25 protein-coding genes and 4 pseudogenes are annotated in these 25,552 nt (G+C 59.6%); 19 read left to right on the forward strand and 10 right to left on the reverse strand.

What is annotated here, in order from left to right; genetic code table 11:
- Positions 1–2: 2 nt before the first annotated feature.
- Positions 3–578 (forward strand): HutD family protein, encoded by a 576-nt coding sequence (locus FHX15_RS15605; RefSeq protein WP_184398558.1) that lies wholly within the window; start codon positions 3–5, stop codon positions 576–578.
- A 57-nt stretch (positions 579–635) separates the two neighbouring features.
- Here FHX15_RS15605 and hutC read toward each other — a convergent pair whose 3' ends face one another.
- Complete coding sequence (gene hutC / locus FHX15_RS15610; protein WP_184398560.1) at positions 636–1,391, reverse strand: histidine utilization repressor; 756 nt, start codon at positions 1,389–1,391, stop codon at positions 636–638.
- A 188-nt stretch (positions 1,392–1,579) separates the two neighbouring features.
- On the opposite strand from hutC, the gene FHX15_RS15615 reads away from it, so the two are divergent.
- The 7 genes and pseudogenes from FHX15_RS15615 to FHX15_RS15645 all read left to right on the forward strand — a co-directional run.
- Positions 1,580–2,422 carry a transporter substrate-binding domain-containing protein gene (locus FHX15_RS15615; protein WP_184398563.1) on the forward strand — a complete coding sequence of 281 codons (843 nt, stop codon included), beginning with the start codon at positions 1,580–1,582 and terminating at the stop codon, positions 2,420–2,422.
- Positions 2,423–2,526: 104 nt separating this feature from the next.
- Positions 2,527–3,252 (forward strand): ABC transporter permease, encoded by a 726-nt coding sequence (locus tag FHX15_RS15620; RefSeq protein WP_184398566.1) that lies wholly within the window; start codon positions 2,527–2,529, stop codon positions 3,250–3,252.
- A gap of 10 nt (positions 3,253–3,262) precedes the next feature.
- Positions 3,263–3,967, forward strand: a complete 705-nt coding sequence (locus FHX15_RS15625; protein ID WP_184398568.1) for an ABC transporter permease — start codon at positions 3,263–3,265, stop codon at positions 3,965–3,967.
- Positions 3,968–3,994: 27 nt separating this feature from the next.
- A complete protein-coding gene (locus tag FHX15_RS15630) occupies positions 3,995–4,771 on the forward strand; it encodes an ABC transporter ATP-binding protein (protein ID WP_184398569.1) in 777 nt (258 codons plus the stop codon).
- The gene (gene hutH / locus FHX15_RS15635) at positions 4,768–6,261 is read left to right on the forward strand and encodes a histidine ammonia-lyase (RefSeq protein WP_184398572.1); all 1,494 of its coding nucleotides are present in this window, start codon (positions 4,768–4,770) and stop codon (positions 6,259–6,261) included. Before FHX15_RS15630 ends, hutH begins: the two co-directional genes overlap by 4 nt.
- Positions 6,262–6,270: 9 nt before the next feature.
- Positions 6,271–7,401, forward strand: coding sequence for an N-methyl-L-tryptophan oxidase (gene solA, locus FHX15_RS15640; RefSeq protein ID WP_184398574.1), 1,131 nt, complete (start codon positions 6,271–6,273; stop codon positions 7,399–7,401).
- A gap of 466 nt (positions 7,402–7,867) precedes the next feature.
- Positions 7,868–8,482, forward strand: a pseudogene (locus FHX15_RS15645) (substrate-binding domain-containing protein); the annotation flags it as partial.
- A 200-nt stretch (positions 8,483–8,682) separates the two neighbouring features.
- Here FHX15_RS15645 and FHX15_RS15650 read toward each other — a convergent pair.
- Positions 8,683–9,414: a GntR family transcriptional regulator gene (locus tag FHX15_RS15650; protein ID WP_184398576.1), complete on the reverse strand. Its 732-nt coding sequence runs from the start codon at positions 9,412–9,414 to the stop codon at positions 8,683–8,685.
- Between the two features lie 134 nt (positions 9,415–9,548).
- Here FHX15_RS15650 and FHX15_RS15655 point away from each other — a divergent pair, with 134 nt between their 5' ends.
- The 5 genes from FHX15_RS15655 to FHX15_RS15675 all read left to right on the forward strand — a co-directional run bounded on the left by FHX15_RS15655 (position 9,549) and on the right by FHX15_RS15675 (position 14,874).
- Entirely contained in the window at positions 9,549–10,556 is a 1,008-nt protein-coding gene (locus FHX15_RS15655; RefSeq protein WP_184398578.1) for an ABC transporter substrate-binding protein, read from the forward strand.
- 65 nt (positions 10,557–10,621) lie between these two features.
- Positions 10,622–11,437 carry an ABC transporter ATP-binding protein gene (locus tag FHX15_RS15660; protein WP_184398580.1) on the forward strand — a complete coding sequence of 272 codons (816 nt, stop codon included), beginning with the start codon at positions 10,622–10,624 and terminating at the stop codon, positions 11,435–11,437.
- Between the two features lie 4 nt (positions 11,438–11,441).
- Positions 11,442–12,314 (forward strand): ABC transporter permease, encoded by an 873-nt coding sequence (locus FHX15_RS15665; protein ID WP_184398583.1) that lies wholly within the window; start codon positions 11,442–11,444, stop codon positions 12,312–12,314.
- A gap of 93 nt (positions 12,315–12,407) precedes the next feature.
- Complete coding sequence (gene araD, locus FHX15_RS15670; RefSeq protein ID WP_184398585.1) at positions 12,408–14,141, forward strand: L-arabinonate dehydratase; 1,734 nt, start codon at positions 12,408–12,410, stop codon at positions 14,139–14,141.
- Positions 14,142–14,148: 7 nt separating this feature from the next.
- Positions 14,149–14,874 (forward strand): ribonuclease activity regulator RraA, encoded by a 726-nt coding sequence (locus FHX15_RS15675; RefSeq protein ID WP_184398587.1) that lies wholly within the window; start codon positions 14,149–14,151, stop codon positions 14,872–14,874.
- 464 nt (positions 14,875–15,338) lie between these two features.
- On the opposite strand, the gene FHX15_RS15680 is transcribed toward FHX15_RS15675, so the two are convergent.
- Genes FHX15_RS15680 through FHX15_RS15690 form a run of 3 tightly spaced genes read right to left on the reverse strand, consistent with a single transcriptional unit; the run spans position 15,339 to position 18,119 of the window.
- On the reverse strand, positions 15,339–16,478 hold the full coding sequence (locus FHX15_RS15680; RefSeq protein ID WP_184398589.1) for a mandelate racemase/muconate lactonizing enzyme family protein: 1,140 nt from the start codon (positions 16,476–16,478) through the stop codon (positions 15,339–15,341).
- A gap of 11 nt (positions 16,479–16,489) precedes the next feature.
- Positions 16,490–17,398 (reverse strand): dihydrodipicolinate synthase family protein, encoded by a 909-nt coding sequence (locus FHX15_RS15685; RefSeq protein WP_184398654.1) that lies wholly within the window; start codon positions 17,396–17,398, stop codon positions 16,490–16,492.
- Positions 17,399–17,411: 13 nt separating this feature from the next.
- Positions 17,412–18,119: a GntR family transcriptional regulator gene (locus tag FHX15_RS15690; RefSeq protein ID WP_184398592.1), complete on the reverse strand. Its 708-nt coding sequence runs from the start codon at positions 18,117–18,119 to the stop codon at positions 17,412–17,414.
- A 125-nt stretch (positions 18,120–18,244) separates the two neighbouring features.
- Here FHX15_RS15690 and FHX15_RS15695 point away from each other — a divergent pair, with 125 nt between their 5' ends.
- The 5 genes from FHX15_RS15695 to FHX15_RS15715 are packed head-to-tail and all read left to right on the forward strand — an operon-like array spanning position 18,245 to position 23,462.
- A complete protein-coding gene (locus tag FHX15_RS15695) occupies positions 18,245–19,846 on the forward strand; it encodes an ABC transporter substrate-binding protein (protein WP_184398594.1) in 1,602 nt (533 codons plus the stop codon).
- A gap of 21 nt (positions 19,847–19,867) precedes the next feature.
- Positions 19,868–20,929: an ABC transporter permease gene (locus FHX15_RS15700; RefSeq protein ID WP_184398596.1), complete on the forward strand. Its 1,062-nt coding sequence runs from the start codon at positions 19,868–19,870 to the stop codon at positions 20,927–20,929.
- 4 nt (positions 20,930–20,933) lie between these two features.
- Positions 20,934–21,845, forward strand: coding sequence for an ABC transporter permease (locus FHX15_RS15705; protein ID WP_184398598.1), 912 nt, complete (start codon positions 20,934–20,936; stop codon positions 21,843–21,845).
- Positions 21,838–22,686, forward strand: a complete 849-nt coding sequence (locus tag FHX15_RS15710) for an ABC transporter ATP-binding protein (RefSeq protein WP_184398600.1) — start codon at positions 21,838–21,840, stop codon at positions 22,684–22,686. The genes FHX15_RS15705 and FHX15_RS15710 overlap by 8 nt, the downstream gene beginning before the upstream one ends.
- A 5-nt stretch (positions 22,687–22,691) precedes the next feature.
- A complete protein-coding gene (locus FHX15_RS15715) occupies positions 22,692–23,462 on the forward strand; it encodes an ABC transporter ATP-binding protein (RefSeq protein ID WP_210290721.1) in 771 nt (256 codons plus the stop codon).
- Between the two features lie 135 nt (positions 23,463–23,597).
- Here FHX15_RS15715 and FHX15_RS31005 read toward each other — a convergent pair.
- Positions 23,598–23,738 (reverse strand): annotated as a pseudogene (locus tag FHX15_RS31005) (L-idonate 5-dehydrogenase); the annotation flags it as partial.
- Positions 23,739–23,750: 12 nt separating this feature from the next.
- Here FHX15_RS31005 and FHX15_RS15720 point away from each other — a divergent pair.
- Entirely contained in the window at positions 23,751–23,918 is a 168-nt protein-coding gene (locus FHX15_RS15720) for a hypothetical protein (RefSeq protein ID WP_184398604.1), read from the forward strand.
- Between the two features lie 54 nt (positions 23,919–23,972).
- On the opposite strand, the gene FHX15_RS31780 is transcribed toward FHX15_RS15720, so the two are convergent.
- The 4 genes and pseudogenes from FHX15_RS31780 to FHX15_RS15740 form a co-directional block, all read right to left on the reverse strand.
- Complete coding sequence (locus FHX15_RS31780) at positions 23,973–24,092, reverse strand: hypothetical protein (protein WP_184398606.1); 120 nt, start codon at positions 24,090–24,092, stop codon at positions 23,973–23,975.
- A complete protein-coding gene (locus tag FHX15_RS31010) occupies positions 24,035–24,220 on the reverse strand; it encodes a hypothetical protein (RefSeq protein WP_246778964.1) in 186 nt (61 codons plus the stop codon). Before FHX15_RS31010 ends, FHX15_RS31780 begins: the two co-directional genes overlap by 58 nt.
- Positions 24,221–24,302: 82 nt before the next feature.
- Positions 24,303–24,461, reverse strand: a pseudogene (locus tag FHX15_RS15735) (IS3 family transposase); the annotation flags it as partial.
- A gap of 308 nt (positions 24,462–24,769) precedes the next feature.
- Positions 24,770–25,372 (reverse strand): annotated as a pseudogene (locus tag FHX15_RS15740) (IS110 family transposase); the annotation flags it as partial.
- Positions 25,373–25,552: the final 180 nt, after the last annotated feature.

Here is a 25,552-nt window from a genome sequence, read left to right on the forward strand (position 1 = left end):
CGATGCGGGTCCTGCGTGCTGCCGATCACAAGCGCATGCCGTGGAAGAACGGCGGCGGCGAAACGGTGGAAATCGCCATTTCCCCCGATGGCGCCGGCCTTGACGATTTCGATTGGCGGGTCAGTACGGCAACCGTTGCCTGCGACGGGCCCTTCTCCATCTTTCCAGGGATCGATCGCACGCTGTCGATCCTGGAAGGCAAGGGTATGCGGCTCTTCATCGAAGGGCGTGAGCCGGTGCTTCTGACGCAGGAGAGCGAACCCCTCGCCTTTGCCGCCGATATCGCCGTCGCGGCAACGCTGCCGGATGGCACAATCACCGACCTGAACGTGATGGCCAGGCGGGGCGCCGTGTGGCACGCAGTCGTGCGGCATTTCATCGATGGTGAGAAGAGCCTGACGTTTGCGGAAGGGTTTTTCCTGCTCTTTTGCGCCAACGGAGCTCTGGCGGCACGAACAGGTGCGGCAAGCATTGAACTCGACGCCGGCGATGCAATACTGCTTGAAGAGAACGATGGCGGCAGGCTCGATCTTTCCGGCCAGGCGCTCTGCTACGCCATCTCGATCAAGAAGGCGTAGGATCGTCCAATGGGCCAGGGAAAGCGCTTTTCGGGGCGTGTTCCATATACAACCGGACTAGTCCTCGAACATCTTGCCGCTGCGCGTTTCCAGTCGGTAGCGGTGTCCGGGATAGACGAGACGGGCAGTCGAAACCACCTGGCGGGCCGACCAGGTGCGTCTGCGGATAGCAAGGCATGGTTCATTCTGCAGAATTGTCAGCAGCTTGCATTCCCAGGCGCGCGGCACCACCGCCTCGACGATATGCTCAGATGCGCTGAGCGGGGCGGCGGCCGTCAAGTAGGCATTGGGCGTCAGCGTCGAAAAATCCTGCGCCAGATAATCGGGCACCACCCCCGGATTGACGAAGCGGTCCTCGATCTGCACAGGCACGCCGTTCTCGCTGTGGACGATCAGCGAATGGAAGGCCGGCGCGCCAATGTCGAGCTCAAGCGCGTCGGCAACCTCCGGAGAGGCCGTCTCCTCGGCCAGAACGATGACTGTCGCCTCATGTGTATGGCCACGCTCGGCAATCTCGTCTGCGATATTGCGCACCTCGAAGAGCGCAGAATAGCCCTTGCGTTCCGCTACGAAGGAACCAACGCCCTGGATGCGCACGAGCTCGCCTTCGTTTGCCAGCTCCCGCAGCGCCCGGTTGGCGGTCATCTTGGAAACGCCGAGCTCCACCACCAGTTCGTTTTCGGAGGGGACGCGATGACGCGGGGGCCATTCCCCGCTGCGGATCCGGTCGAGAATGACCTGCTTGACGCCGGCATAGAGGGGCGCGCCGTCGTTCTCCGCCAGTTCGCGCTTCATCTCGCTGGGACGCTTCATTGCCTATTCCCTTTGCACGAATGGAATCTGCCTTCCAAATCGACTTTCTTCTTGCATATCACAAAATATCTCATATGGTACCATATACAACCTGCCGATCTAAAAATAGAACAGATCAGGGCGGGCAAGCCGGCGAAGATCGGCACTCATGCCGCAAGGTCTGTCCAATCTCAGAGGAGATCACATTCATGAAGCTCAGCACATTTCTTCTTTCCTGCGCGATGACGGCTGCCGTCTTTGCGGGCCCGGCCTCTGCCAAAGACTGGACGAAGGCGACCATCACACTCGAAGGCGCCTATGCTCCCTGGAACCTCACCAATGCCGACGGCACGCTCGGCGGCTTTGAACCGGAACTCGCCAAGGTTCTCTGCGAACGTGCCAAGATTGAGTGCACGCTGGTCGCCTCAGACTGGGACGGCATGATCCCGGCGCTGAACGCCGGCAAGTTCGACGTCATCATGGATGCGCTGTCGATCACTGACGAGCGCAAGCAGGTCATCGACTTCACCGTCCCCTATGCCGCGACACCGGCCGCCTTCGCTACCGCCAAGGACAGCCCGCTTGCCAATGCGGCCGGCACCGGCGCGACCATCAAGATGACGCCCGGACAGACCGGCGTGAAGGAAATCGAGGCGCTGAAGGAGGCTTTCAAGGGCAAGACGATCGGCATTCAGGCCGCAACCGTCTATGCCAAGTTCGTCTACGACAACTTCGGCAGCATCGCCGAGATCCGCGAATATAAGACCGGTGCTGACCGCGACCTCGACCTGCAGAACGGTCGCATCGACCTCGGCTTCGACGATGCCGTATATTTCGCCAACGCCTTTGCATCCGCCAATGACACGCTCGCCTTCACCGGCCCTGAAATCGTCGGCTCGATCTGGGGCGAAGGTGAAGGCCTCGGTATCCGCAAGGCCGATACGGACCTGCGCGACAAGCTCAGCGAGGCGATCAAATCTGCACTTGCCGACGGCACCGTTAAGAACCTCTCCATGAAGTGGTTCAAGGTCGACGTCAGCCCGCAGAACTAAGCTTTCGACACAAAGCCGCGTTCCGTGGTCTCCGCTTTCTGACCGGAGACCACGTGCTATTCTGACCGCCCGTCATGACGACGAAGGCAGCGCTGGGAAGGCCCATGGCGACACTCGAACTCATTGGTTTCGGTTCAACCGGATGGGGAGCGTTCCTCCTCGTCGGTGCCCTGCTGACACTCTGCGTCACGGCGACAGCCCTGGCGATCGGCGCCGTTCTCGGTGCGGTCATCGCGGCCGCGAAGCTATCAGGCAATATCGTGCTCACCACGGTCGGCCATATCTATACCACGGTTTTCCGAGGCGTGCCGGAGCTGCTGATCATCTACCTCATCTATTTCGGCGGCTCTTCGGCGGTAACCGCGATCGGCCGATCGATGGGCTATGAGGGTTTCCTCGGCCTGCCGTCCTTTGCCGCCGGCGCGCTCGCCGTCGGCATCATTTCCGGCGCCTATCAGGCGGAAGTCTACCGTGGCGCCTATCTCGCCATTTCAAAGGGCGAGCTTGAGGCCGCCTCGGCAATCGGCATGCATCGCGGTCTCAGGTTCCGCCGCATTGTCATCCCGCAGGTTCTCCGCCTTGCCATTCCCGGTCTCGGCAACGTCTGGCAGCTGAGCCTCAAGGATTCGGCGCTGATTTCGGTTACCGGCCTTGCCGAGCTGATGCGATCGAGCCAGGTCGCCGCCGGTTCGACCCGGCAATATTTCCTCTTCTTTATCGTCGGCGGCGCGCTCTATTTGATCCTCACCAGCCTGTCGGACCGGGTCTTTAATGGCGCCGAGCGCAAGGCCAATCGCAGCATGCCGGCTTCGGCCATGGGCCAGGCATAGGAGGGATCACATGGATATCGCCTTCCTCTCCAGCACCATGGTCACGCTCTTAAAAGCCGTGCCGACGACGCTGATCCTGTTCTTCCTATCGATCCTCTTCGGCGGACTTCTTGCGCTTGTCATCGTCACCATGCGCGTCAGCGGCAATCCGATCCTGTCAGGCTTTGCCAAGGGGTATATATTCGTCTTTCGTGGTTCGCCGCTCTTGATCCAGATGTTCCTGATCTTCTATGGCCTCGGCCAGTTCGGCTTCATCCGCTACTCCTTCCTCTGGCCTTTCCTGCGCGAGCCGATGGTCTGCGCGATCCTTTCGCTGGCCCTCTGCACTGCCGGCTATTCTGCCGAGATCTTCCGCGGCGGCATTCGCGCCGTCTCGCCGAAAGAAATCGAGGCAGCGCGCGCCATCGGCATGTCAGGCTTTCTGATGGTACGTCGCATCCTGGCGCCGATCGCCTTCCGGCACGCGCTACCGGCCTATTCGACCGAGATCGTGCTGATGATGAAGTCGACCGCGCTCGCCAGCCTCGTAACGGTCTGGGAAGTGACGGGTGTGGCGCAGCGGCTGATCTCACAGACTTACCGCACCATGGAGGTCTTCCTCTGTGCCGCCATTATTTATCTCGTGTTGAATTTCATCATCCTTCAGGCCATGTCCCTTTTGGAACATTCGCTGTCCCTACATCGCCGCGCCATTCCCCCGGCGCTGAAGGCCTGAACCCGACTGAACGTGATTGGAGCTTCCATGCCCGGCGTAACCCGACTTTCGGTCCGCAATATCAGAAAGAGCTTCGGCACCCATGAGGTGCTGCGCGGCATATCGCTCGATGCCGAGGATGGCGACGTGATCTCGCTGCTCGGCGCCTCCGGCTCCGGCAAATCCACCTTCCTGCGCTGCATCAATCTGCTGGAGGTCGCAAGCGACGGTGAAATCTGGGTCGATGGCGAACATATCGAGATGATCCACAAGAATGGCAAGACAAGGCCGGCCAGCCAGAAGCAGGTCGATCACATCCGCTCCGAACTCGGCATGGTCTTCCAGTCCTTTAATCTATGGTCCCATATGACGATCCTGCAGAACGTCATCGAAGGACCGGTCCATGTCTTGAAGCGGCCGCGGGCCGAATGCATTGCCGAAGCCGAAGCACTGCTCGAAAAGGTCGGCATTGCCGACAAGCGCCACGCCTATCCCGCGCATCTTTCCGGCGGCCAGCAGCAACGCGCAGCAATTGCCCGCGCGCTCGCCATGAAGCCGAAGGTGATGCTGTTCGACGAACCGACCTCAGCGCTCGATCCGGAACTGGTCGGCGAAGTACTGCGGGTTATGCGCAGACTTGCCGAAGAGGGCATGACGATGCTCGTCGTCACCCACGAAATGAGCTTTGCCCGAAACGTGTCCAACCGCGTCGTCTTCATGCGTGAAGGGCTGGTCGAAAGCAGCGGTACGCCGGACGAGATGTTCGGTGGCGGCGCCTCGCCGGCTTTCCGCCAGTTCATCGGTCATTTCGGAAGCGGCCAATGACCATTACCATCGATCGGGTTGCCGGCTGGCGCGACATCGCTCGCGTGGCCGAGGGAGAAACCCTTGCGCTTTCGCAGACAGCTTGGAACCGCATTAGCAATGCAAGCCGCATCGTCGAACGGATTGTCGAGACTGGTGTCAGGGCCTATGGCATCAATACCGGCGTCGGTGCGCTGTCAGATACAGTGGTCGATAGAGCCTCTCAAAGCCGGCTGTCGCGCAACATCATCCTCAGTCATGCCGTTGGCGTCGGTGAATTGCTGGCGCCACGCGAGGTGCGTGCAATCATCGCCGCGCAGATCGCCAATTTTGCCCATGGCCACTCCGGCGTGCGCCCCGAACTCGTCCGCCATCTTCTCGCTTTCCTCGAAAGGAACTGCATTCCCGATGTTCCCTCCAAGGGTTCGGCGGGCTACCTCACCCATAACGCCCACAACGCGCTGGTGCTGATCGGCGAAGGTAGCGCCAGCGTCAACGGCAGCCATATGAGCGGCCGGGATGCGCTTGCCGCGATCGGCCTCGAACCGCTGGTGCTTGGCGCCAAGGAGGGCTTGAGCCTCGTCAACGGCACGGCCTGCGCGACCGGACTTGCAAGCATTGCGCTTTCCCGCGCCGAACGCCTGCTCGATTGGGCCGATGCGATCGCGGCGCTCACGCTAGAAGCTGCCGGTTGCCAGGTGGCGGCCTTCGACGCGGCGGTTCTGGCGCTGCGCCCCTCAAAGGGCATCGCCGATGTCGGCGCGTCCCTGCGCGCTCGGCTCGCCGGTAGCGGGCTGATATCAGCTGCGCTCGGCAAACGGACACAGGATGCGCTGAGCCTGCGCTCAATCCCGCATGCCCATGGCGCCGCGCGCGATGTTTTCGATGGCTCGGCTCTGGTCGTCGATCAGGAACTTGCCTCAGTCACCGACAATCCCGCCGTATCGGGCACGCCTGAAAAGCCGATCGTGTCCTCCGAGGCACATGCCGTAGCCCCTGCACTGGCACAGGCCGCCGATGGCCTTGCTAGCGCGCTCGCACAGATTTCCGCCATCAGCGAGCGGCGCATGGACCGCCTCGTCAATCCGCTAGTGAGCGGCCTGCCGCCGTTCCTTGCAAGCGACGCCGGCAGCAATTCCGGCCTCATGATCGCGCAGTATACGGCAGCAGCCCTTGTCAACGAGAACCGGCGGCTTGCAGCACCGGCCTCCACTGATGGCGGCATAACATCTGGCCTTCAGGAGGATTTTTTGGCGCATCCGACGGCCGCCGCCAACAAGCTTCTCGCGCTGATCGACAATGCAGAGTACATACTGGCGATCGAATTGATGGCGGCTGCACAGGCACACGAATTCCTTGCCGGCACTGCGTCGAGAGCAGCGGGGACGGATGCGGTCTATAAAGCGGTGCGCGCCATTGTACCAGCCTATGCTGATAATCGGCCTCTTTCGCGTGACATCGAGGCCCTGCGCGGGCTTGTCCGCGAGGCAACTGCGCCGGCAATTCCCTGAGGAGACTTCGTGAACGCCAGCTTCGACGTCGCCGTTATCGGCCTAGGTGCCATGGGCAGTGCCGCCCTCGCCTTTCTCGCAGAACGCGGTGTAAAGGCGATTGGGTTCGATGCATATTTCCCGGCCCATGCGTTAGGCTCTTCGCATGGTGACAGCCGCCTCATCCGTCTCGGCTATTTCGAAGACCCGTGCTATGTGCCGCTGCTCAAGCGCGCCTATCAGAACTGGAGGTCATTGGAGGAACGCCTGCGCACCGAAATCCTGACGATAACAGGCGTGTTACAGATCGGCGCACCGGACAGCAAGATCGTTGCCGGTACGCGCGCTTCCTCGGAACTCCACGGACTAGCCTGCGAAGCGCTGGATAAGGAAGAGATGTCATGCCGCTTTCCGGCCTTCCAGCTCGACGATCATGAGATGGCGCTGTTTGACCCACAGGGCGGCTATCTTCGTCCCGAGGCGGCTGTGCTGGGCTACCTGAGGCTCGCTGTCGGAGGCGGCGCAGTCCTCCATTTCGGCGAGAAGGTGACCGCAATCGAGCCCGATGATGCCGGCGTGACGATCATCTCTGAAACCGGGCGGTATCGGGCCGGGAAAATCATTGTGGCGACCGGATCGTGGATTGCCGAACTGATACCCCAACTGAAGCAGGCGGCGGTGCCAATCCGTCAGGTGGTTGCCTGGTATCAGCCGCAGGATGATTTTGCGACGCAGCCGCAGCGCATGCCTTGCTTTTTGCGGGACGAGGGTGCGGAGGGCTCTTATTTCGGCTTCCCAGCCATCGGCATCGATGGCGTGAAGATCGGCAAACACGCACACTTCCGCGAGCCGATCGATCCTAACAAGCCAAACCCACCCGTCAACGATGCCGACCGGGACTTGCTTGATAGGTTCATCAGGAAGCGTGTTCCGGCTGCGGCCGGTCTTCGCATGAAGGAAACGACCTGCCGCTATACGATGCTGCCGAGCGAGGACTTTCTTCTCGACCATGTACCAGGCGAAAAGAACATTGTTGTCGCTTCGCCCTGCTCCGGCCATGGCTTCAAGTTCACAAGCGTCGTCGGCGAAATCCTGGCCGATCTTGCCATTGATGGGCAGACAAGCCTGCCTATCAATGCCTTTTCCTTTACCAAGATCTAGAACCGCGCGGCAGCCCGGAGGGCATCGGCGGCTGAGTGAGCCACCTACGGGGGAGAACTCGTGGTTATGCGGAGGTGAGCATAAGCATGAATATGATCCGTTGTGACTTATGGTCACCTCACGCTCGATCGCCCTGCTTTGCAGCGCCTCCGCAATCTTCAGCTGCACATATCGGCCACGTCGAGGCCCGATTAGAGCGCACCTTGGGTCAGCGTTCGTCGGACGCGTTTCTACTGACCAAAAGAGGTCCGAGCTGCACTGCAAAAAAGACCCGCCAAAGGCGGGCCAAATCGCTCGGGGAGTAACCGAGCGGGGGAGTTCAAAGAGGTCGAACCTCAAACCGGCTACGAGCTAGTTCGCTTTCCAGCCGCCGCCAGCCCAAGCCCGGCGAGAACGAGACCTACGCCTGCGAACATCAGCCCCAATGTGTCGCCGAATAGAAACGCGCTGGCACTAATGCCGAACATTTCGCGAGGAAACATTGAGTGATCGGCGGCTAGGTCCGGGCCTCTCTCCGACGTTTGTCCTTGCCAGAGACAGCCAAATCCCCGGCGTCCCTGCAATAGCCAGCGACACTGAACTCGCTCTGCGCGAAATCGTCGACTATTTATTCGATAAAGGGTACCGCCGCCCAGGATTCATGACGGGAGCGAGGACTCTTTCGACAGCACTAGGCAGGCGTCGTCACTTTGCCAGTTTCTGGCGACAGAAGGGCATCGAAAACATCGTGGAACTGAGCGCGGCAAGATATAGCGTCCAGGCAGGCGCAGAGGCAACGCGGAGTTATTTAAGTGAAAACTCGCAGGGCTCGCGTATCGACGTATTGATGTGTGAGAACGACATTTTGGCACTTGGAGCGATGGATGTTGCCAGAAGTGAATTCGGACTTCGGGTTCCAGAAGATTTCGCTGTTGTCGGCTTTGACAATATCGAGCTCGGCGGCGTTCCGGCCTATGGTCTGACCAGCTATCAGCAACCCACCGGGGAGATGGTTGACATCGTGGTCGCAATGATAACGGGCAAGCGCGACGCCGAAATGGTTGTCGTGCAGGGGCGGCTCGTGCCGAGGTCATCGGCTTGACGTGTCTGTAGGATCGCTCACTGAGCACTCGCACTGCTGACCATGATCGAGTTGCCTCTAAACGATCGCCTTGGTGGGAATGGAACGGTTGTCCCCGCTATTTTCAGTGTGTGGCGTAAATCAAATTTATGGAACTTACCTGCTCGACTTGTCTTTCTGAGGGATTGTCTCAACCTTTTCTTTATATGGTAAAGCCGTATCTAGGCAGTCCGGACGCTTACAGGTATCTCCGCATTTGCTAAGTCATACATATACGTTGGAAACTTGGCGCGGATTGTGTCGATGATCGAAAGCGTTCCCGACAAATGGCTACGAAGAGCCAACACAGCGGCCTCCTCGTCTCCTTCTCGGATCGCATCGACGATCGCGCGATGTTCCTGCAGAAGTGATTGGATCTTACCTTCCATTGGAAGATTCAGGCGGCGCAGCCGGTCGAGATGGACACTCTGCTGCCGGATGACCCTCCATAGAAGAGTGTTTCCGCTCCGCTCGTAGAGCACCCGATGAAATTCTCGATCCAGAGCGTCGAACTTGTCGTAGGTCGAGGGATCGGCGACCGCCTGCTGCTGCCGCAGCACGTGATCCATCGCATCAGCGGTTTCCTTAGGAGAACTCCTCGACAACCGCCGAACGGCCTCGACTTCGACGGAAAGCCGAAGAAACTGAGCCTGTCGGGCGTGGTCGACGTCGATGCGGGAAACACGCGTTGCGTACTGGGGAAAGATGTCGACAAGACCATCCTCCTGTAGTCGAAGGAGAGCGTCTCGCACTGGCGTCTGGCTCACCCCAAATTCTTCCATTAGAGACGCGCGGGAGAGGACGGTTCCCGGTTCGAGCGCGACGGTAAGAATCCTCTCCTTAAGAATTTCATGCACTTGCACCGCAACTTGCCTCGATCGGTCGAGCAAGAGGAATCCCGTTTTCGTCGCCATACACCCGTCTCCGATTCAATCTGCATATTACATAGCGCATATTTTTTGTTGATGCACTGATGTTTTAGTGTACTAATAGCCATCGACCGCGCAAGGAGGCGCGGATTCGAACTCATCAAGTTGGGAGGACAGTCATGTTCAAGCTCGCTCGCGGTCTTGCCGCGATTGCTGCCGTTGTAGGGATGGCGCTTCCTGCTGCCGCGCAGGAAAAGACTTCGATTTCGATCACCAGGCAGCCTGGAATTCTTTATCTCGCGAGCCACGTCATGGAGACACAGGAGCTCATCGAGAAGGAGGCCGATGCTCTCGGCGTCAAGGGCGTTACCGTCGAATGGCGCACGTTCAGCGGTGGCGGCGCCCAGACCGATGCGCTGCTCGCTGGCAATGTCGACATCGTCAACACCGGGACTGGCAATCTGCTGCTTCTTTGGGATCGCACCAAAGGAAAAGTGAAGGGAATTATCACAAGCTCCGCCCAACCCGTCATCATGGTTTCGAACGATCCTCGCATCAAATCGCTCGACGACATCACCCCCCAAGACAAGATCGCGGTCCCGACGGTCGGAGTCTCGACGCAGGCCATCCTGCTGCAGATCGCCGCGGCCGCAAAATACGGCGACAATCAAGTCAAGAAATTCGACACCAACACGGTGCAGCTTGGCCATCCCGACGCGCTCGCTGCGATTGCAAACCCCAACCACGAAGTGAAGAACCACTTCTCCGCGCCGCCCTTCCAATACATCGAATTAAAGCAAAAGGGCGTTCACCGCGTAACCGACTCCCGGGAGATCCTTGGCGGCGGCCTTACACAGGCTACGTTCTTCACGACGACACAGTTCGCTGAAAAGAACCCGACACTCGTAAAGGCAGTCCGTGAAGCGACCAAGAAGGCCATCGAATCCATCAAGGCAGATCCAAAGGCTGCGCTCGAATCCTATAAGAAGGTATCGGGGGACAAAACCTCGATCGATGATCTGATGTCGATCCTCAATGAGCCCGGCTTCATCGACGACTATCGCATCGACCCGCAAGGCACCATGAAGTTCGCAACCCATCTGCACAAGATCGGAACGCTTAAGACGATGCCCGCCGCCTGGACGGATTACTATCTTCCGGAGTCGGCTGATCTGAACGGCAACTAAGGCGCTGGGACGCATTGGCGCGCTTGTCGCGCTGATGCCCCGCGCAAGGACATAAGGATTTTCCCATGCTACAAGCGACCGTCACGGCCGGGCCAAGCCTCGTCGAAACAGCAGCGCGGCAGCCGCTTCTCAGCGTTGACAAGGTCACCTTAAGATACAAGACGCCGAGCCTTCTGGTAACGGCAACGGAAGCCGTCAGCTTCGATGTCTGTCAGTCCGACCGTTTCGTCCTGCTCGGACCGTCGGGATGCGGCAAGTCCACGCTTCTCAAGGCCGTAGGCGGCTACATGAAGCCAGCGGCGGGAACGATTACGATCAATGGTAGGCAGGTAAGCAAGCCTGGCCCGGACCGGATGATGGTCTTCCAGGAGTTTGACCAGTTGATGCCGTGGAAGACGGTTCTCCAGAACGTGATGTTCCCCCTGCTTGCGGCGCGGAAGCTTTCGCAGAAAGAAGCGGAAGAGATCGCCAGGTCGTATATCGAGAAGGTCAAGCTCACCCGCGCGCTCGACAGCTTCCCGCACACCCTCTCCGGCGGCATGAAACAGCGCGTGGCGATCGCCCGCGGCATGGCGATGCAGCCGGACATCCTGCTGATGGACGAACCGTTTGCGGCGCTCGACGCCCTCACTCGCCGTCAGATGCAGGACGAACTTCTCCAGCTTTGGGAGGACACCAAGTTCACGGTGATCTTCGTCACTCACTCGATCGCTGAGGCGATTAAGATTTCCAACCGCATTCTTCTCCTCTCCCCGCACCCGGGGCGCGTCAAGGCCGAGGTCATCAACGCCGATGCAGCATCCACCGAAGATGGCAGCGCCGCCGCGCTGGAGAAGGAAATCCACAATCTGCTCTTTTCAGAGCCAGGACACCGGGAATAAAGACATGACCAAGCCGCACATCGTACTCGCCGAGGGCAATGCTGGCGTCGGCGTCCCGCATGGCAACATCGCTGCTGTCGAACAGAAGCTCTCGCCTTTCGAGGTCTTCTGGGGAATCGGAGCGTTGCGAAAGGCTCTGATCATCATCGTGCTGGCGGTACTATGGCAGGCATACGCCGTTCACCTCGACAATCCCCTTCTCTTTCCGACGCTGACCGACACTTTTCACACGCTGGTCGATCGGTTCGCGGACGGCACGCTGCCGTCGCGCATCTGGACGACGTTGAAGATCCTGCTGATGGGCTATGGCGCAGGTACGGTACTCGCAGCCATTCTCACTGTTCTCGCAATCAACACCCGCATCGGCACCGATTTTCTCGAGACGATGACGGCTATGTTCAACCCGCTTCCGGCTATCTCGCTGCTGCCGCTGGCTCTGATCTGGTTCGGCCTCGGCGCGTCGAGCCTGGTATTCGTACTTATCCACTCTGTGCTCTGGGCCGTGGCCCTGAATACGCATTCTGGTTTCCTCGGCGTATCCCGCACACTGCGTATGGTGGGCGCGAATTACGGGCTCACCGGCTTCTCGTACGTGACCCGAATCCTAATCCCTGCTGCCTTCCCTTCTATTCTAACCGGCCTGAAAATCGGTTGGGCGTTCGCCTGGCGAACACTGATCGCCGCCGAACTGGTGTTCGGCGTCTCTTCCGGACAGGGGGGCCTCGGCTGGTTTATCTTCGAGAACCGCAACCTCCTCGACATTCCCGCGGTTTTCGCCGGCCTGCTGACTGTCATCGTGATTGGTCTCATCGTTGAAAACCTCGTCTTCCAGACGCTCGAGCGCCACACGATCCAGAAGTGGGGAATGAAGGAATAATCGCGGCCCCGCCGGCGGCGGGCCATGACACCTCCGAACGCATGCGTGGTTTCGCGGCGCATGCTCAGCAAGCACGACCTTTGGAATGAGCACATGACGAAGAAGACACCTGATGAATTGCGATCCGCGCGATGGTTCTCGCCGGACGATTTGCGAAGCTTCGGCCACCGTTCCCGCCTTATGCAGCTTGGTTACGCGGAGGAAGACTTCCGCGACAAGCCGATCATCGGCGTCCTAAACACATGGTCAGAATTGAACTCCTGCCACTCCCACTTCAAGGAACGGGTTCAAGACGTCAAGCGCGGTGTCGGGCAGGCTGGTGGCTTCGCTGTCGAAATGCCCTCTCTGTCCGTCGACGAGAGCTTTACCAAGCCGACCTCGATGCTCTATCGGAACATGCTGGCGATGGAGGCGGAGGAAATGATCCGCTCCCATCCCCTCGACGGGGTCGTCCTGATGGGAGGCTGCGACAAGACCACGCCCGGCTTGGTCATGGGCGCACTCTCCGCGGGCGTCCCAATGATCTACCTGCCCGCTGGGCCCATGCTGCGCGGCAATTATGCCGGCAGGATCCTGGGCTCCGGTTCCGACGCTTGGAAATACTGGGACGAACGTCGCGCCGGCAACATTTCCGATGACGAGTGGCTCGGCATCCAGGGTGGCATTGCCCGCTCCGCAGGAACATGCATGACGATGGGGACGGCCAGCACGATGACAGCCATCGCCGACGCGATGGGTCTCACCCTGCCCGGCGCTTCCTCCATCCCCGCCGTCGACGCGAACCATCAGCGTATGTCCGCCTCTTGTGGCCGCCGAATCGTGGAAATGGTCTGGGAAGATCTCACGCCGGACAAGATAGTCACGGAAGCGTCTTGCCGGAACGCCGCGATCGTGGCGATGGCCACCGGCTGCTCGACAAATGCCGTCGTGCACCTCATCGCCATGGCGCGGCGCGCGGGCGTCGACCTGACACTCGATCATCTCGACGAACTGGGGCGCGTGACGCCGCTTATCGCGAACGTACGCCCTTCTGGCAAGGACTACCTGATGGAGGACTTCTTCTATGCAGGAGGTCTGCGCGCCTTGATGAAGCAGTTGGACGACCGTCTTGACCTCTCGGCACTCACGGTGACCGGAAAGACGATGGGCGACAATCTGGAAGGCGCACAAGTCTTCAACGACGACGTCATCCGCCCTTTGAACAACCCCGTCTACCATGAAGGCTCGCTTGCCGTTCTTCGTGGCAATCTTTGCCCGGACGGCGCCGTCATCAAGCCGGCGGCTTGCAACACGAAGTATCATATCCATCAGGGACCCGCTCTGGTATTCGACAGCTATCCCGAGATGAAAAAGGCTATCGACGACGAAAATCTCGATGTCACGCCCGACCATGTGCTGGTGTTGCGCAATGCAGGCCCGCAGGGCGGCCCCGGCTTCCCGGAATGGGGCATGCTGCCGATTCCGAAAGCGCTGATCAAGCAGGGTCACCGCGACATGCTTCGTATCTCCGACGCCCGCATGTCCGGCACCTCTTACGGCGCTTGCGTCCTCCACGTCTCGCCCGAGAGCTTCGTCGGCGGTCCGCTGGCGCTGTTGAAGACAGGGGACATCGTTCGTCTTGACCTGCCGAACCGCAGCCTCGACATGCTTGTCGACGAAGAGGAGCTTTCACGCCGTAGATCGGCCTGGCAAGCGCCCGAGCCAAGGTTCCAGCGAGGCTGGGGCTGGATGTTCTCTCGCCATGTGACGCAGGCCGACAAGGGCTGCGATTTCGATTTCCTCCAAACCGATTTCGGCCGCGCGGCGGGCGAACCAGACATCTTTTGAGGCGACCATGACCGACTATGTACTCTCAGACGCTACTCGCGCGAAGTTCAAGAAGATCTCGACGGCGTCCATCGCCACCGCACTCTACAAACGCGGGCTCCGGAACCAGTTCATCCAGGATGTGGTGCCAGTCTCGCCGAAAGCCGAAACCATGGTGGGCCAGGCATTCACGCTGCGATATATTCCTGCCCGCGAGGATCGCAATCCGATTACCGTTTTCCGCAACGCCAATCACCCGCAACGGGTAGCGATTGAAACGTGCCCGGCGGGTCATGTGCTTGTTATGGACGCGCGCAAGGACGCTCGAGCGGCGACGGCCGGTTCCATTCTTATTACGAGACTTGCGCTGCGCGGAGCGGCGGGAGTCGTGTCAGATGGCGGCTTCCGTGATGCAGAAGGGATCGGGGCTTTGGACATGCCAGCCTACTACGCCAAGCCCTCCGCGCCTACGAATTTGACGCTTCACGAAGCGCTCGACATCAATGTCCCGATTTCCTGCGGCGACGTTGCGGTGTTTCCCGGGGACGTCCTCGTAGGTGATCGAGACGGCGTCATGGTGATTCCGGCCCATCTCGCCGACGAGCTCGCGGACGAATGCTCCGAAATGGAGAGCTACGAAGAGTTTGTTCTTGAACAGGTAAAGAGCGGCGAGCAGATCATCGGTCTCTATCCGCGTACGAAGGATGAATACGAGCAGCGTTACGCGGACTGGCGTGCTTGCCGCAACAAGTAGCAAAGGCGAAGCCGAGAACGACTTCGTCTGCCTCGGCTTTTAACGGATCGCCGCAATTTTGCCTCGGCCGTATAGCGGCATGCCACTTGGGCAGTGCCGCCGCATGTGGCTTGACCAGCTATGAGCAGCCTAAAGAGGAGATAGTTGACATCGTGGTCGCAATGATAACCGGCAAGCGTGAAGCCGAAATGGTTCATCTGCCGGGTAGGTTTGTGCCAAGATCATCGGCCTGAAGGGCTGAAAGCTGCCCCTGCAACGGTTCGGCATGAACTCACATATTCACGCTTGGCGGCAGCCAATCGGCGATCTGGTATTCATATCGCATAGCTGAAGCTCAGGATAATCTTAACCTGGATTTGCTTGTGTCGCATGCCTCATTATCCGAGTATCGCCTGAAGGTGCGAGCTATCGGGAAGCCCTCTGTGGACATCATCTTTAGGACCGGGCTTATAAACCTTGGACAGTCAGGGATAGGCTGTCGATCCATCCGGTTTGCTGGTGACTTTCCGCTCCCAGTGAATGTAGTCCTCCGTCTGCAGCGCCTTCTCATCGATTTCGAGACCCCAGCCCGGTCGGTCTGGCCGCAACTCCATATAGCCATCGACTGGCGTATAGGGATCGGCAGCCCAGGGTGCGTGAATGTGCGGCTTGAACTCAAGGACCTTGAAGTTCGGCTGCGCCGCGCAAAAATGGATGTTGACGGCCGTCGCCAGCGGGCCCATCGGATTGTGCGGCGCGACCGTTACACAATGCGCTTCTGCGATTGCCGCGATCCGGCGCATTTCCGAGACCCCGCCGACGACGCAGATATCGGGCTGAATGATATCGGCGCCGCGGGCCGACAGGAGTGACAGGAATTCGAAGCGGTTATAGAGCGATTCCCCTGTCGCCAGGGGAACCGTAACCTTCGACTTCAGCTCCGCCCAGGCCGGGATATGCTCCGGACGAATCGGCTCCTCGTAGAAGAACGGATCATTGGGTGCGATGGCAGCAGCAAGCTGGGCGGCCTGATAGGGCTCGAAGATCTTTGCATGCGCATCGAAAGCGAATTCGAAATGCGAGGGGGTGATCTCGCGGATGCTGGCAAACCAATCACCGGTTTCCTTCACAAGTTCACCCCAACGGCCCGCGTGAAGGTCGCGGCGATAGGGGCTAAGCTTGAAGGCCGTGTAGCCGTATAGTTCGTTGAGCTTCAGAGTCTCATCCTGTGCAGCCTGCGGATCGGGTGCAGTGTAGACACCGCAATAGACGCGCACGCGATCGCGAACATTGCCGCCAAGGAGCATGTAGACCGGCAGGCCCGCAGCCTTGCCGGCAATATCCCAGAGAGCGTGGTCGATCGCGGAAATCGCTGCAAGCCCGAGCGCGCCAGGCGGGAAACGGCACTGCTGATTGAGCTTGAGCACGAGGAATTCCACGCGGCGCGGATCTTCGCCGGCGATTTGGTGGAAGAGATAGTCGAAAAGCGGCGGCAGCGCCCAATCGGGTCCATGATTGTAGCATTCGCCCCAACCAGAGATGCCCTCACTCGTCTCGATTTTCAAAAGCAGGCGCGGACGGTCGTCGACACGTTGCATGTAGGTTTTAAAGCCGGTGATATGCATGACATTCTTCCTCAGGCGGCGCGCGTCTTGGCGCTGACATTGTCGACGATGGCGCGTAGTTCGGAGCGCTCCGCCTCCGTCAGGCTTTCGACGCCGGGCAGACGCACCGGACCCACATCGGTTCCGAGTATCCCAAGCGCCTCCTTGACGACAGTGACATTGGCGCCGTTGAGATATTTGGTGCGAAGCGCCTCGAAGCCGGCGATATCATCGATCAGCGCGCGCGCTGCAGTGTAGTCGCCGGCTTCCAGCGCCTGGTGAACGGCATGCGAGCGCTCGGGAAAGACATTTACGAGGCCAGAGGTAAAGCCCCGAGCTCCCATGGCGTAAAAAGCCGGCGCCCAGCCTTCGGCGAGACCGCAGACCCAGATTGCCGGCGCATCCTTAGTGGAGCGGATGACCTCGGCAAGCAGCATCAGGTTTCCGGAAGCAAACTTGATGCCGGCGATATTTGGATGCAGCGCAAGTTTGCGGAAATCGGCGACCGAAAACGTGTCGTTGCGGACATAGGCGATAACGGGGACAGTGGACGCTTCGGCAAGTTCGAGGAAATATTTCGCCTGGTAGCTCGGCCCCGCAAAGGGGTCCATCGGGTGGTGTCCCATAATCGCGTCGGTGCCCTCGGCAATCGCGTGGCGCGCGAGCGCCTTGGCTTCCGCCAGCGAACGTCCGACGGCCGCGCTGACAAGAGCCTTACCATCCGCAGCCTTGATTGTGGCGGCATGGACCGCTTTTACCTCGTCCATCGTCAGGGTGAAGAATTCGCCCGTATTGCCGGCAGCCATCAGATTGTGAACACGGGCGCTGGCAAGGTGCGCGATCAATGCGGAGAGCTTGGCGAGATCGATGCTGCCATCCGCCTTGTAGGGCGTCACCGGAACCCCGGAGATGCCTGTCAGGGCCTTACGAATCTTGTCCATTCCCACGGTCACGTCAGATATCCTCTTTCTTTCTGAATACGATGTTGAGGTAGGTTTCGCCGGAGCGGACGACGTGATCGCGCATCACCCGCTCGGCCCTGTCGCTGTCGTTTGAGACGATGGCGGCGGCGATGGCAGTGTGCTCGGCGAGAGCCTTGCTGCGCTCCTTGTCGTCGGAATGAATGACGCGGCGAATGCTCGCGTCGTAGAATTGCTGGCGCTCGATCATCCGCGAAAGATACTGACAGCGCGACGCGACATGGATCCGCTCGTGAAAGGTCTCATTCAGCGCAATGAGGTCGTCCGCACCGCCGTTTTCCGTGGCGGCATTCATCAATGCAAGCGTTTCACCAAGCTTTGATGCCTCATCCCCAGTGATCCGCTTGGCGGCAAGATGGGCAATCATCGATTCCAGCGCAGCGCGTGCGAGAATCATTTCCTCAGCCCATCCGGCATTGAAGCGAATGAGCACGCCACGGCGCGGCAAGGTCTCGACAAGCCCTTCGGTCTCGAGTTGCCGGAGCGCCTCTTTAATCGGAGTGGTGCTGACACCAAGTTGTTCGGCTAGCTGGCGCTCGTTGACGCGTTCGTCGGCGCGAAAACGACCTGACAGGATAGCCGCTCTCAGCGTCTTGTGAACGTGATCACGAAGGGTCGTAAGAAACCGGGGATCGATCCTTTCGATGCGGTCGTCTGCGCCGCTCTCCTTCTTATTTTGCATCGGTCGAAAATTCCCCCGTTGACGGCAAAACTGTTTTATGAGATCTGATATACCAGATTTCAGATCGATGTCGATATGAAAAATTGATCCGGCACGATCGCAGATACGCTTAGGGAGGAATGGAAATGACTATCCGTAGACGCGGGCTCCTGATCTCTTCGGCACTGGTTGCTGTAAGCCTGATGACGCCGCTTGCCGCACATGCTGCCACCCCGAAGGATCAGTTGATTATCGCGACGAACATGTCGTCGATGCGCGGTTTGGATCCGAATGAAATCAATCAATTGGAAGCGGCCGAGATCGTCGCAAACCTGTATGAGCGCTTGATCGTTTTGCCGGCCGACGGCATCACCAAGCCAGTGCCGGGCGTCGCGGAAAGCTGGACCGTTTCGCCCGACGGCAAGACTTTCACCTTCAAGATCCGCTCTGGCATCAAGTTCCACTCCGGCAATGCGCTGACCGCAACGGATGTCGAGTGGTCGCTGCGTCGCCTCGTCAAGCTCGGCCTGGCACCCTCCGTCGACCTTCGCCAGTGGGGCTTTACTGACAAGAATGTCGATGAGCTAATCAAGGCAGGCGACGACACAACCATAGTGCTGCAGACGCCCGAAATCTGGAACCCGAACCTCATCCTCTATTCGCTGGCGAGCTTCTCGACTTCGATCTTGGACAGCAAGCTCCTTGCCGAACATGACAAGGGCGGTGACATGGGCCGCGAATTCCTACAGACCAACGATGCCGGCTCCGGCCCCTATGCGTTGCGCACCTGGCGCGTCAACGACCTGCTGATTGCCGATGCCAACAAGAATTACTGGCGAGGCACCCCGAAGATGCGCCGCGTCGTTCTGCGCCACATGCCGGAATCCTCCGGTCAGCGCCTGCAGCTCGAGGCTGGCGACGTCGATGTCGCGACGCGTCTTTCCTCCACCGACCTTGCGGCGATCGAAGCGGGCGGTAAGGCCGATATCCAGAAGACGCCGGGTTTCGGCTTCTATTATCTCGCCCTGAACCAGAAGGACGAGATTCTGTCCAATCCCAAGGTTCGTGAAGCCTTCCGATACCTGATCGACTATGACGGCCTCACCAACACCGTCATGAAATATTACGGCATCAAGCAGCAGACCATCATTCCGGCCGGCCTGCCGGGTGCAAGCGAGGTCAACCCCTATAAGCTCGACATTGAAAAGGCCAAACAGCTGCTGACCGAAGCCGGCTATCCGAATGGCTTCTCGAAGGTCTATTACGCAACGCCGGTCACCCCGGAATATGAAGTTGCACAGTCGCTGCAGGCCAACGCCGCCAAGGCCGGCATCAAGCTCGATCTTCAGGGCGGCGACCATATCGGCAAGTTCCGCACGCGCGAATTCGAGATCTTTTCGGCGCGCTCGGGCGAACGCCTGCCGGATCCTCACGCGATCCTCCAGTCCTATGCGACCAACGCCAACAATTCCGACGATGCGAAGTTGACCGGCCTCAATGCCTGGCGCACCGCCTGGGATGTGCCAAAGGACATTCAGGATATGGTGACTGCGGCGGCTCACGAGACCGACCAGCAGACGCGAGCCGATCTCTACGCGAAGATCAACAAAGCCTATCTGGAATCCTCCTCGCCGCTGATCACCTCCTTCCTGCGCACCGACGCAAAGGCGGTTCGCAAGGAAGTAAAGGGCTATATCGGCCATTCAACATGGCTGACGCGCTGGGACACGGTTTCCAAGGGCGAATGACCTCCTCCAAGGGAGAATGACGTGAGCATCTCACAAACATCCGGGGCCGCATCGGGCGGCGGAGTAGCCGTGCTCGATGCGGTGAAGAAGGTGGCAACATCCTTCAGCGTCATCCTGACGACGTTGCTCGGCCTGCTGATCATCACCTTCGTCGTCGGCCGCATGGTCCCGGCCGATCCGGTCATTGCTGTCATCGGCGACCAGGCCGACCAGGCGACCTACGAGCGCGTCCACAAGGAGATGGGGCTGGACGAGCCGCTCTATGTCCAGTTCGCAACCTATCTCGGCAATGTCGCTCACCTGAATTTCGGCCAGTCCCATGTGACCAAGAACGCCGTGGCAAGTGACCTTGCCCGGGTTTTCCCGGCGACACTGGAGCTTGCCACACTGGCAACGATCGTTGGTGCTGGCCTCGGCATTCCGCTCGGCATCATCTCTGCCGTTCGCAAGGGAACATGGGTCGATCATCTCGCGCGTGTCGTCGGGCTGCTTGGGCATTCAACGCCGATTTTCTGGCTCGGCACCATCGTCATCCTGGTGTTTTACGCCAAGTTCGAGCTCATCCCCGGCGCCGGCCGACTAGACGTCTATAATGAAGGACTGGTCGAAGGGCCGACCAACTCCATCCTTGTCGATGCGATCATTGCCGGCGAATGGGAGGTTTTCCGGGATGCCTTGCTGCATATCACAGCCCCTGCCCTGATCCTCGGTTACGCGGCCATGGCCTATCTCAGCCGCATGAGCCGCAGCTTCATGCTGGAACAGCTTCGGCAAGAATATGTGCTGACGGCGAAGGCAAAGGGTCTCGATCAGCGCGCCATCGTCTGGCGTCATGCCTTCCGCAACATCCGGGTGCAGCTTTTGACCATCGTTGCCCTCGCCTATTGTGGCCTGCTGGATGGCACGGTCCTCATCGAGACCGTGTTTGCCTGGCCCGGCCTCGGGCAATATCTGACCTCAGCCCTCTTCTTCGCGGACATGAATGCGATCCTCGGCAGCGTCCTTCTGATCGGCATCATCTCGATCGTCATTAATCTGCTGTCCGATATTGCCTACCGCTTCCTCGATCCGCGTACCCGGTGACATCATGGCGACACGCTATTTCAACGATCTCCACAATTGGCTGATCAACGAGGAATTTTCCTCGACCCGGCAGGCGCGTTTCCACAAGGCCTATGTCCTGTGGCTGAACCTGCTTGCCAATCCGCTGGCTTTTGCCGGCTTTCTGGTCGTGCTCGCGCTGGTGCTCGTCGCTGCCTTCGCGCCGCTCCTTGCCAATCACGACCCTATTGCCCAGGATCTGACGACGGCGCTGAGACCGCCGTCGGGGACCAACTGGTTCGGAACCGACGAGTTCGGCCGCGACGTCTATTCGCGTCTCGTCTATGGCGCACGCACAACGCTCTATATCAGCATTCTGGTGACCATCATCGTTGCGCCGATCGGCTTTGTAATCGGTGCGACTGCCGGCTATCTCGGCGGCTGGATCGATGTCGTGCTGATGCGGATCACCGATATCTTCCTGTCCTTCCCGAGCCTTGTTCTGGCATTGGCCTTTTCTGCAGCCCTGGGGCCGGGCATCGAAAATGCCGTCATCGCCATTGCGCTGACCGTCTGGCCGCCCATCGCCCGACTCGCCCGCGCCGAGACGCTGACATTTCGCGCCGCCGACTTTGTCGTCGCCGCCGAGCTGCAAGGCGCCGGTATGAGCCGCATCCTGCTCCATCACATCGTGCCGCTCTGTGCCCCTTCGATCATCATTCGCCTGACCCTCAACATGTCGAGCGTCATCCTCACGGCCGCCGGCCTCGGCTTCCTCGGCCTCGGCGCTCAACCGCCAATGCCCGAATGGGGCGCGATGGCAGCTTCCGGCCGGCAATATCTGCTCGACGCCTGGTGGCTGACGACGGTACCCGGTATCGCAATTCTCGTGGTCAGCCTTGCCTTCAATCTCCTGGGCGACGGCCTGCGCGACATCATGGATCCCCGAAATGCCTGATCAATCCCAGCCAATCCTTTCGGTCAAGAACATGTCGGTCCAGTTCCCGAGCCTTTCGGGCGTCGTCACGGCCGTGAAGAATGTCTCCTTCGCCGTCGGGCGCGAGAAAGTCGGCATTATCGGCGAATCCGGCTCAGGAAAGAGTACGACCGGACGCGCCATCATGCGGCTGCAACCGACGACCGCGAAGGTCGTCGCCGACGAAATGCGCTTCGAGGATGTCGATCTTTTGCGGACCAGCGAGGCCGATATGCGCACCATCCGCGGGCGGCGCATTTCGATGATCCTGCAGGACCCGAAATATTCGCTGAACCCCGTGATGACGGTCGGCGAACAGATCGCCGAAACGGCGATCCTGCATGAGCGGGCCGGTCGCCGTCAGGCACGTGAGCGCACGCTCGCCATGCTGGAGAGAGTCAACATTCGCGATCCGCAGCGCGTTTTCGACCTTTATCCGCATGAAGTCTCTGGAGGGATGGGACAGCGCATCATGATATCGATGATGCTGATTTCATCGCCCTCGCTGATCATCGCCGACGAGCCAACTTCGGCGCTCGACGTGACCGTGCGCCAGCAGGTGCTATCGATCCTCGACGATCTGATCACCGAGCGCAACATCGGCATGGTCTTCATTTCGCACGACCTCAACCTGGTCAAAAGTTTCTGCGATCGGGTCATCATCATGTATGCCGGACGCATCGTCGAAGAGCTCGAAGCCGCAAAACTCGGGGAAGCCACGCATCCCTATACGCGCGGTCTCCTTCAGGCGTTGCCGAGCCTCGACCATCCTCGGGATCGCCTTGAGGTTCTGAGACGTGACCCAAGCTGGGCAGAGGCATGAGCACGATGATTTCAGTCAAAAATCTCGCTGTTTCCTTCGGCAGCGGAAATTCCGCCAATCAGGTGGTCAAGGATGTCTCTTTCGACGTCGCTCCGGGCGAGACCTTCGGCCTTGTCGGCGAAAGCGGCTGCGGCAAATCCACTGTTCTTGGTGCGCTCGCGGGCAGGATCAAGACATGGGATGGCTCTCTTTCGATCGATGGCGAGGCGATCGCAGCCAGGCGCTCGAAATCGCAGCTTGCCAAGCAGCAGATGGTGTTCCAAGATCCTTTCGGCTCGCTTCATCCTCGCCATACAATCGGTCGCACACTGCTCGAACCCCTGGAGATCCACGCCATTGACCAGCGCCGGGAGCGCGTGGAACACGCCCTGCGTGACGTCGGCCTGCCCGCCTCATTCTACCATCGCTTTCCGCATCAGCTTTCAGGCGGTCAGCGCCAGCGTGTCGCAATCGCGCGTGCGCTAATCCTGAAGCCGCAAGTGCTTCTGCTCGATGAACCGACATCCGCACTCGACGTTTCCGTTCAGGCCGAAGTTCTCAATCTTCTCAAGGATTTGCGTGAACGGGAAAAGCTGACCTATATTCTCGTCAGCCACGATATGTCGGTCATCGCCCACCTCTGCAATCGTGTCGCCGTCATGCAGGGCGGCACCTTCGTGGAGATCGCCACGAGAGAGGCCTTGCTCAGCGGGGGCGTCGAGCATCCCTATACGCGCACGCTCCTCGACGGCAGCAAGGGCTATCAAAAAAGGCGGGCAGAGCAGGTGGGGCGCTGATCGTTGCCACCTTCTCCATTCGCTCGGTCGACTTCTTGCCCGCATATTCGTCACGATTGATCGCGTGAGCGATGGACGAAGCACGCGATCGCCGCTTCGACCTCTGCTTCGGTATAGTTCCCGCTCACCACCCTGTCAGAAGGCGAGTTGAAGCTTCATCGACCGGCTCCAGTCCCCCGCCGCCTCAAAAGCAAGGACGGCATCTTCCAGCGGAAATGTCTCGGTCAGTAATGGCCTCAGATCGACACGACGGCGGTTGATAAGATCGACAGCCAGGCGACCGCGCAATTGCTTGAGCAGCGCCGGAAGATAGCCAGCGACGCTATGCAATGCGTCAGCGGGATGCAGGTCTGGGCTCTCAAGCACAGTGAGCGGCGATTGGCGGCAGACCTCGAATTTCTGGACGAGCTGATCGCGTCTTCTTTTGAAAAGCCCGCGTTGGAAGCCAAGGGCTAAGACGTCTTGGATTATCCGAATTCCTTCCTTGCCAGCTTCGAGCGCACGCTGCTCTCACGCGCGCGCTTTTTCCACTACGCCCGCAGGCTCCTGATTGTAAATCGCGCCAGCGCCGGTCAGCGCGATACGGCCGTTGTGTCGACGTACCAGATCAAAGCCGAGCCGGCGCTCCAAGTCCTTGAGCTGAGCGGAAACTGCTGCACGTGTTCGACGTATTTGTGGACGGTCGCATATTGCTCGGCTGCTACGATGAACTGCGATGCCTCGTTGTCGCCGACCATCGACTCGAGCTCAGGCTTCATTCGAAGCAGCCGGTCCCAGCCGACTCTTTGGTCAAGAATCCAACGCGTGGTCGTTGGCAGACTGCAGGGCGGTGATCGTATCCAGAAGCATGCGCAGCGCTTTGGCGGTGTTCGCTCTGCAGTCCAGAAGCTTCTTCAGCTTGGCATTCTCATCCTCAAGCGCCTTCGCGGCCTTCGCACCAGCCTCCTGCTCCTTCAGCACCGCAATAATCTGCTCTTCCGTAAATCTCTGCTTCTTCATGGGTCCGTCCTTTGATAGGCCGGACTCTAATCCAATCTGGAGGCAATTCTCAGTGGCATGTATGGACGGCCTCCGCGTGGCAAGGGGCAGTTTGGTGTTTCCGGCAGATTGGTCGGGTGCAGGCATGTATACGGCCTTTGATTGCGGCGCGTTCATGCCGCTGGCCCTGATGTAGTCCGCTGATCGGATCCCAGACAGGTCAACGCGCTTTCAAGCGGCACCCACTGATCGGGTTTGTCCGATCCCGGCTCGACCGTTCGCCATCACGCCATCAGCACCTCACCAATTTCTGCATTCTCTGTGAGCATTCAACGGGCGGCGGTCGCCTCAAAGCGCCTGCCCGTCGTCATCAGCGCCCAGACGATCCGCGCTATCTTGTTGGCCAAAGCAACAGCGACGACGTTGTACGGCTTCTTCACCAGAAGTTCGGCGCCCCAACGCGTCGGTGCAACTTTAGCTTTGCCGCTGAAACGAAGCACCGCGTGCGCACCCACAACGAGAAGCCGGCGGAGATAGGGATCGCCTTGTTTGCTGATCCTTCCGAGGCGGTCCTTGCCACCCGATGAGTTCTGCCGCGGCACCAGGCCTATCCATGCCGCCAATTGTCGGCCGGATTTGAAGAGCGACGCGTCGGTCACCGTCGCGGCAATTGCGCTGGCAGTGATCGGGCCAATTCCAGGGATCGTCTCAAGGCGGCGGCTCAGTTCGTTCGAGCGATGCCAAGCATGAATTTGGCGATCCAGCTCGCTGACCTTCTCGTGCACCTCCCGCAACTGCCCGATCAGCGGAAGAAGCGCGGACCGCGCAAGCGGCGGGATTAGATCGTGATCATCGTCGTCGACCAACGCGATCAGCATTCCGACGCCGGCAATGCCCTGTCGCGTTACGATGCCGAACTGGAGTGCTCCCCGTTTCACCGGACAGGTCGGCTAGATTGATTTAGCCCTGATGAACTGCCGAGGGGAAGCCATCTTGAGCGCGGAATGGGGATGGATTTCGTTATACAACACGACGGCAGAACACCCACGGGACGGAGGTTCGCGAGCTTTTATATCCGTGGCATCCTTGGTGCGGTCAGCTCGTGCATGTCC

Source organism: Rhizobium sp. BK650 (genome assembly GCF_014195325.1).
Lineage (GTDB): Bacteria > Pseudomonadota > Alphaproteobacteria > Rhizobiales > Rhizobiaceae > Rhizobium.

Excerpts from the sequence above, each read along its gene's own strand:
- FHX15_RS15710 (WP_184398600.1), top strand. The coding sequence starts at position 21,838 with ATGCCTGATCAATCCCAGCCAATCCTTTCGGTCAAGAACATGTCGGTC.
- FHX15_RS15665 (WP_184398583.1), top strand. The coding sequence starts at position 11,442 with ATGACCAAGCCGCACATCGTACTCGCCGAGGGCAATGCTGGCGTCGGC.
- FHX15_RS15660 (WP_184398580.1), top strand. The coding sequence starts at position 10,622 with ATGCTACAAGCGACCGTCACGGCCGGGCCAAGCCTCGTCGAAACAGCA.
- FHX15_RS15680 (WP_184398589.1), bottom strand. The coding sequence starts at position 16,478 with ATGCATATCACCGGCTTTAAAACCTACATGCAACGTGTCGACGACCGT.
- FHX15_RS15655 (WP_184398578.1), top strand. The coding sequence starts at position 9,549 with ATGTTCAAGCTCGCTCGCGGTCTTGCCGCGATTGCTGCCGTTGTAGGG.
- FHX15_RS15650 (WP_184398576.1), bottom strand. The coding sequence starts at position 9,414 with ATGGCGACGAAAACGGGATTCCTCTTGCTCGACCGATCGAGGCAAGTT.
- FHX15_RS15615 (WP_184398563.1), top strand. The coding sequence starts at position 1,580 with ATGAAGCTCAGCACATTTCTTCTTTCCTGCGCGATGACGGCTGCCGTC.
- hutC (WP_184398560.1), bottom strand. The coding sequence starts at position 1,391 with ATGAAGCGTCCCAGCGAGATGAAGCGCGAACTGGCGGAGAACGACGGC.
- FHX15_RS15715 (WP_210290721.1), top strand. The coding sequence starts at position 22,692 with ATGATTTCAGTCAAAAATCTCGCTGTTTCCTTCGGCAGCGGAAATTCC.
- FHX15_RS15630 (WP_184398569.1), top strand. The coding sequence starts at position 3,995 with ATGCCCGGCGTAACCCGACTTTCGGTCCGCAATATCAGAAAGAGCTTC.
- FHX15_RS31010 (WP_246778964.1), bottom strand. The coding sequence starts at position 24,220 with ATGAAGCCTGAGCTCGAGTCGATGGTCGGCGACAACGAGGCATCGCAG.
- FHX15_RS15620 (WP_184398566.1), top strand. The coding sequence starts at position 2,527 with ATGGCGACACTCGAACTCATTGGTTTCGGTTCAACCGGATGGGGAGCG.
- FHX15_RS15690 (WP_184398592.1), bottom strand. The coding sequence starts at position 18,119 with ATGCAAAATAAGAAGGAGAGCGGCGCAGACGACCGCATCGAAAGGATC.
- FHX15_RS15695 (WP_184398594.1), top strand. The coding sequence starts at position 18,245 with ATGACTATCCGTAGACGCGGGCTCCTGATCTCTTCGGCACTGGTTGCT.
- FHX15_RS15685 (WP_184398654.1), bottom strand. The coding sequence starts at position 17,398 with ATGGACAAGATTCGTAAGGCCCTGACAGGCATCTCCGGGGTTCCGGTG.
- FHX15_RS15605 (WP_184398558.1), top strand. The coding sequence starts at position 3 with ATGCGGGTCCTGCGTGCTGCCGATCACAAGCGCATGCCGTGGAAGAAC.
- FHX15_RS15625 (WP_184398568.1), top strand. The coding sequence starts at position 3,263 with ATGGATATCGCCTTCCTCTCCAGCACCATGGTCACGCTCTTAAAAGCC.
- araD (WP_184398585.1), top strand. The coding sequence starts at position 12,408 with ATGACGAAGAAGACACCTGATGAATTGCGATCCGCGCGATGGTTCTCG.
- FHX15_RS15705 (WP_184398598.1), top strand. The coding sequence starts at position 20,934 with ATGGCGACACGCTATTTCAACGATCTCCACAATTGGCTGATCAACGAG.
- FHX15_RS15675 (WP_184398587.1), top strand. The coding sequence starts at position 14,149 with ATGACCGACTATGTACTCTCAGACGCTACTCGCGCGAAGTTCAAGAAG.
- hutH (WP_184398572.1), top strand. The coding sequence starts at position 4,768 with ATGACCATTACCATCGATCGGGTTGCCGGCTGGCGCGACATCGCTCGC.